This is a genomic window from Photobacterium sp. OFAV2-7, assembly GCF_022347985.1.
In the GTDB taxonomy this organism is placed as follows: domain Bacteria; phylum Pseudomonadota; class Gammaproteobacteria; order Enterobacterales; family Vibrionaceae; genus Photobacterium.
The window spans coordinates 1-6,117 of sequence record NZ_JAKRFQ010000243.1 but is presented as its reverse complement, the minus strand read 5'-3'; the positions used below and the strand labels follow the sequence as shown (position 1 = coordinate 6,117).

Below are 6,117 nucleotides of genomic sequence, written 5' to 3'. Positions count from 1 at the left end.
ACCGAAGGCGTTGTTGGGGAGACCTATAATATTGGCGGCCACAATGAAAAAGCTAACATTGAAGTCGTTAAAACTATCTGTGAGCTACTAGAGCAACTCGTACCAAATAAGCCTGAAGGTGTAGCGCAGTATCAAGATTTGATTACTTATGTGACCGACCGCCCAGGGCATGATGTTCGTTATGCTATTGATGCAAGCAAGATAGAACGTGAACTAGGCTGGAAGCCAGCTGAGACGTTTGAGTCTGGTATTCGCAAAACAGTTGAGTGGTACTTGGATAACAAAGAATGGTGGAGCCGTGTATTAGATGGCTCTTATAGCCGTGAGCGCCTAGGGAATGAAAAATAATATGAAAGGTATAATTCTAGCTGGTGGCTCAGGTACTCGCCTTTATCCTATTACACGCGGTGTATCTAAGCAGCTTTTGCCTGTCTATGACAAGCCAATGATCTATTACCCGCTGTCGACTCTAATGCTAGCTGGCATTAAAGATATTCTTGTTATTACCACTCCCGAAGATAACGAAGGCTTTAGACGTCTGCTTGGCGATGGCTCAGATTTTGGTATCAATCTGGAGTACGCAATTCAGGAAAGTCCAGACGGTCTTGCGCAAGCGTTCCTTATTGGCGAAGACTTCATCGGTGATGATTCTTGCTGTTTGGTTCTTGGCGATAATATCTTTTATGGTCAGGCGTTTAGTCAGACATTGAAGAATGCAGCAGATCGAGCGCATGGGGCTTCTGTTTTTGGTTATCAAGTGAAAGACCCTGAACGCTTTGGTGTTGTTGAATTTGACGGTGAAATGAAAGCTGTTTCAATTGAAGAAAAGCCTCTGGAGCCTAAGTCTAACTATGCTGTGACTGGTTTATATTTCTACGATAATCGTGTTGTTGATTTTGCAAAACGTGTTGAGCCCTCTGCTCGAGGTGAGTTAGAGATTACCAGTATTAATCAGATGTACCTTGAAGATGGGTCGCTAAATGTTGAACTGCTTGGGCGTGGTTTTGCCTGGTTAGATACCGGTACGCATGAAAGCCTTCATGAAGCGTCATCATTTGTGCAAACCATCGAGAATGTTCAAGGTCTAAAAGTTGCCTGTCTTGAAGAAATCGCCTGGCGAAATGGTTGGCTATCGAATGAACGTTTGTTAGAGATTGCAGAGCCAATGCTAAAGAACGATTATGGTCAGTATTTAACACGCTTAGTTGCTGAGCAAAACAAAAAGGCGGTGAGCTAAATGCGAGTGCTAATAACAGGTTGTTATGGTCAAGTTGGCCATTGTCTGGTTCAGCAGCTAACTGGCAAAGCTGAATTGTTGGCAGTTGATAGAGAGCAGTTGGATATTACCAATGAAGGTGCTGTGATTGATGCAGTTGCTGAGTTTAAACCTGATGTCATCATTAATGCTGCTGCACACACCGCCGTTGATAAAGCAGAAGAAGAGTTAGAGCTGTCATATGCAATTAACCGCGACGGTCCTAAATACCTTGCTAAGGCTGCAAATAAGATAGGTGCTGCGATTCTTCATATTTCAACAGATTACGTCTTTGCAGGAAGTAAAGACGGTCTTTATTTAGAAAGTGATGAGACAGATCCGCAAGGCGTCTACGGAAAAAGCAAGTTAGCTGGTGAAGAAGCCGTAATTGAAGCATGCTCTAAGCATGTTATCTTGCGAACAGCATGGGTATTTGGTCAGCACGGTAACAACTTTGTCAAAACCATGCTGAGACTGTCGAAGGACAGAGACAGCTTAGGAATTGTTGGTGATCAATTTGGTGGTCCCACCTATGCCGGTGATATCGCTAAAGCCCTAGTAACGATTTCTAATCAAATTGTGAAAGGCAATGATGTGGAATACGGTGTTTACCATTTTTCTGGCGCACCACATGTTAGCTGGTTTGAATTTGCTCAAGTAATTTTTGATGAAGCGGTTAAGCAAAACCTAATGGTAACAGCACCACAATTGAATAGCATTACTACATCCGACTACCCAACACCGGCAAAGCGCCCTGCAAACTCAAAACTGGATACGAGTAAAATCACCCAAGGCTTTAACATTCAGGCAAGTGACTGGCGTTCAGCGTTAGCTGATATCAAGCCTTACACGAACTAATAGAATCTGAACGAGTTGTAATAATGAAAGTTATCGAAACCAAAATCCCAGATGTAAAAATCATTGAGCCAGCAGTATTTGGTGATGAGCGTGGTTTTTTCATGGAAACTTGGCAGCAAAAGAAATTTGAAGAACTTGTTGCAAAGCGCACGTTTGTTCAGGACAACCATTCGAAATCTAAGCAGGGTATTTTGCGCGGTTTACACTACCAAACAGAAAACACTCAAGGAAAACTTGTGCGAGTTGTCTCTGGTGAAGTGTATGATGTGGCTGTTGATATTCGCAAAGGTTCACCGACATTTGGTCAGTGGGTCGGTGTTTTCCTTTCGGCTGAAAACAAGCGTCAGTTGTGGATTCCTGAAGGTTTTGCACATGGGTTTTATGTTACCAGTGAAGAAGCAGAATTTGTCTATAAATGCACAGATTATTATAATCCATCTTCAGAGGTGTCACTGAGATGGGATGATGAAGAGTTATCAATTGAATGGCCAATGGATGATGAGATGAGTCCAACGCTTTCTGAAAAAGATAAGAATGGAAAGTTATTAAAAGATATAAAGGTTTTAAATGTTAGTTCTTAAAAATAACTTTAGATTGATTTACTCTTTAACAAAACGAGATATAGAAAATCGATATAAAAACTCAACATTAGGCTTAGCATGGACGATAGTATTTCCTTTGTTTATGCTACTAATTTATTCATTTGTATTTGGCTTTGTATTTAAAGCCAAATGGGGAGGCGAGCTAAAAGCAAACTATAGCCTAATCATGTTCATTGGCTTAATAGTGCACTCATTCCTTGCTGACTGTATTGGTCGTGCGACTTCTCTGATTCAAGGTAATGCCAATTATGTAAAGAAAGTTGTATTTCCCCTAGAGTCATTATGTTGGGTAGCTCTGTTATCAGCGCTTTTTCAATTTGTTATTGGTCTTTCCGTTTTCTTCTTATTTTATTTTATTGATGGGAATGGAATATCATTAACAATTTTACTATTGCCATTTGTTATCTTACCATTTGTGATTTTAGCATATTCACTTATCTTATTTTTATCTTCGTTAAGTGTGTATATAAGAGATGTTGCACATATAATGTCGATAGTAATATCTGTTATGTTGTTTATGTCACCAGTTTTTTACTCAATTGATGCGGTACCAGCTAATTATCAATGGGTGTTATATCTAAACCCGATCACATATATTATTGAAACATTACGTGGATGTATTATATATGGTAAAGGTATAGAGCCACTAGGTTATACAATATATTTAGCAATAAGTGTGGTTTTGTATGTTGTAGCGAATAAATGGTTTAATATGACAAAAAGAGGTTTTTCAGATGTCCTTTGATACAGTAATTCAAACAAGAGGTCTAAGAAAAAAGTTCTTGATGTTTAGTAATCCATTAGAGCGATTAAAGCAACTGATTGGGATTAATAAAAATTATGAAGAGCATGTCGCACTAGATGACATAAACATAGAAATCCGTAAAGGTGAAACGGTTGGTATAATTGGTGTTAACGGCTCTGGGAAGTCGACTCTTCTACAGCTTATATGCGGAACACTAAACCCTTCAGAAGGTGAAGTAACTGTAAATGGTCGGGTTGCAGCATTATTAGAGTTAGGCGCAGGTTTTAATCCTGAGTTCACTGGAATCGAGAATGTATATTTAAACTCTACGTTAATGGGATTAAGTCGACAAGAAACTGACCTCATCTTTGATGATATTGTAGAATTTGCGGATATCGGTGACTTTATTCACCAACCTGTAAAAACATATTCGAGTGGTATGTTTGCTCGATTAGCATTCTCAACTGCTATCCACGTAAAACCTGAAATACTTATTGTTGATGAAATACTAGCTGTAGGTGATTCTCGATTTCAACGAAAATGCTTAGACAAATTTAGAGAGATAAGAGAGTCAGGCTGTACTATATTGTTTGTCTCACACGATGACTACCAAGTAAGAAATATCTGCGATAAAGTTTTATATTTGAAAAGTGGTGAACAAGTATTTTTTGGATCTGCAAATGAAGGTGTAACTTATTATCTTCAAGACTTGCAAGAGCAAGATGGAAAAAACAATAAAGTAGAAACTGCTGACTCGATAAGTGCAAATAAAATTGTTGAAGTTAGTAATCCATTGCTTTTGAATAGCACTAACGAGGAAGTAAATAAGATTGAGTCAGGAGAGTCAATAACACTCCAGTTTGATTTTGAATGCTTAGATAATGAATTAGTAAACGAATTATGCTTTGTATTTAATTTGTATAGAAAAGATAATGTTTATGTCTGTGGTACCACAACAGAAATGCAAGAAGTAAAAATATTAAAAAATTATACAAGTGGGCGTGTCAAAGTAACATTTCCTAATCTGAAATTACTGGCTGGTATCTATAATTGGCGAATTGCTATTAATGATTCAGATGGTATTCAAATATTAACAGAAATGCTTCCTGTTTGTGAATTTTCTGTATCAGATAATTTTAAAGCAGTTGGAATTTATGATATCGAACATGAATGGCTGGTTGAGGAGCTGTAAATAATGGAAAGAATGAATGAAGCTCTAATTCAAAAACAGTTTTTATATGATGAACATCATGCTAGGTATAAGCATTTTAGAAAATTCATGCACGGAAAAGTTATAGATTGTGCATGTGGAATTGGATATGCTTCAAAGATAGTATTAGCAAATAGTGCCGTTGATAGTTATTTAGGCGTTGATATTTCTGACGAAGCAGTTGATTTGGCATCGAAAAACTTTTCGATAGAAAATGAAGCAACTTTTGTCAAAGGTAATATTTGTGATTTAGAGTATGAAAGCCATTCATTTGATACTTTTATCTCTATGGAAACTCTCGAGCACCTAGAAGACCCTAATATTGCTATTCGTGAAATTAAGAGGGTGCTGAAGTCTACAGGCGTATTCATCGGTAGTGTACCTGTTGATGAATATGATGAGAAATGTGAAGCCGTTTATGGCGAGAATATCTATCATATTCAAAGGTTTAATAGAAAAGCATTAGAAACCTTACTTTCAAGTGAGTTTAAGTATGTATATATAGGAATAATGACGCGTGAAATAGTTTCTAAATATGAACCTATCAATGCTGAAAGTGATGGTATTAAAGAGGACATACTTAGCCACAAGTACAATGCCGATCATGGTTCATTTTTGTTTATTTGTTCTAACCAACCAATTGAAGTAGATTTCCACAACAAATTCTATTTAGCACAATCACTTGTTGAATATGACCAAGAGCAAGTTATCCCGGTTTTCAACTCAATGAGATATGCTGAGAAACTTGCTTTGGAGCGAGAAGATATAATTAATAATACAGAAATAGCGTATCAAATTAAGGTCAGAAAGCTCCAAGATAAAATAGAAGAACTACAAATAGAAATTGGAAATCGTCAAAATGAACAGTCGCTTACTAAGACTAATGAAGGCGGTATTTTAAGAGGACTTATTAGTCAAGTTAAGCAGCGAATCTTAAATTATAGAAAGAAACAATGAAAGCTTGTAGGTTTTAAATGAAAACATCAGAGTTAAAGCTAGCTGAAAGCACAAAATATCTTTTTACGGATTTTTTTGATACGTTAATATATAGGAAGTGCCACCCAGAAGAAATTAAGCGAAAGTGGTGTGCACGTATTATTGACGTCTTTGATATTAAGATTGAAACTAATAATCTATACAGATTAAGACTACAATGCGAAGCGGAAATATGTGAAGTAAACCTCAATCTTTTTGGAGAAGGTGAGTTTAAATATAGTGAGCTTTTAAACTTATTACATGCCCAGCTTCAAAAGCAGTTCAATATATGCGTTGATCGAAGTCTGTTTTTTGAAATTGCAGAGACAATTGAGCTTTCAATTGAAAAAGATAATCAACTTGTCAATACTGATGAGCTTGATTTTATAATCAAGGAAAGAAGTTTTGGAAAAGTTGTTATTGTCGTTTCAGATTTTTATATGTCGGGCTGGTTTGTTCAAGAATTAAGATC

At 37.0% G+C, this 6,117-nt stretch carries 8 protein-coding genes; all 8 read left to right on the top strand.

Features of this window, described 5'->3' with window-relative positions:
- On the top strand, nt 1-348 hold a 348-nt coding region (locus MHN01_RS13475; RefSeq protein WP_239411818.1), incomplete at its 5' end, for a GDP-mannose 4,6-dehydratase.
- A 1-nt stretch (nt 349) separates the two neighbouring features.
- Nucleotides 350-1,237 carry a glucose-1-phosphate thymidylyltransferase RfbA gene (gene rfbA, locus MHN01_RS13470; protein ID WP_239411817.1) on the top strand — a complete coding sequence of 296 codons (888 nt, stop codon included), beginning with the start codon at nt 350-352 and terminating at the stop codon, nt 1,235-1,237.
- Entirely contained in the window at nt 1,238-2,113 is an 876-nt protein-coding gene (gene rfbD / locus MHN01_RS13465) for a dTDP-4-dehydrorhamnose reductase (RefSeq protein WP_239411816.1), read from the top strand.
- A 23-nt stretch (nt 2,114-2,136) separates the two neighbouring features.
- Entirely contained in the window at nt 2,137-2,694 is a 558-nt protein-coding gene (gene rfbC / locus MHN01_RS13460; protein ID WP_239411815.1) for a dTDP-4-dehydrorhamnose 3,5-epimerase, read from the top strand.
- Complete coding sequence (locus tag MHN01_RS13455) at nt 2,681-3,460, top strand: ABC transporter permease (RefSeq protein ID WP_239411814.1); 780 nt, start codon at nt 2,681-2,683, stop codon at nt 3,458-3,460. Before rfbC ends, MHN01_RS13455 begins: the two co-directional genes overlap by 14 nt.
- Complete coding sequence (locus MHN01_RS13450) at nt 3,450-4,652, top strand: ABC transporter ATP-binding protein (protein ID WP_239411813.1); 1,203 nt, start codon at nt 3,450-3,452, stop codon at nt 4,650-4,652. The genes MHN01_RS13455 and MHN01_RS13450 overlap by 11 nt, the downstream gene beginning before the upstream one ends.
- Before the next feature lie 3 nt (nt 4,653-4,655).
- Nucleotides 4,656-5,627: a bifunctional 2-polyprenyl-6-hydroxyphenol methylase/3-demethylubiquinol 3-O-methyltransferase UbiG gene (locus MHN01_RS13445; protein WP_239411812.1), complete on the top strand. Its 972-nt coding sequence runs from the start codon at nt 4,656-4,658 to the stop codon at nt 5,625-5,627.
- Nucleotides 5,628-5,644: 17 nt separating this feature from the next.
- Nucleotides 5,645-6,117: hypothetical protein (locus MHN01_RS13440; RefSeq protein WP_239411811.1), on the top strand; the 473-nt coding region annotated here is incomplete at its 3' end.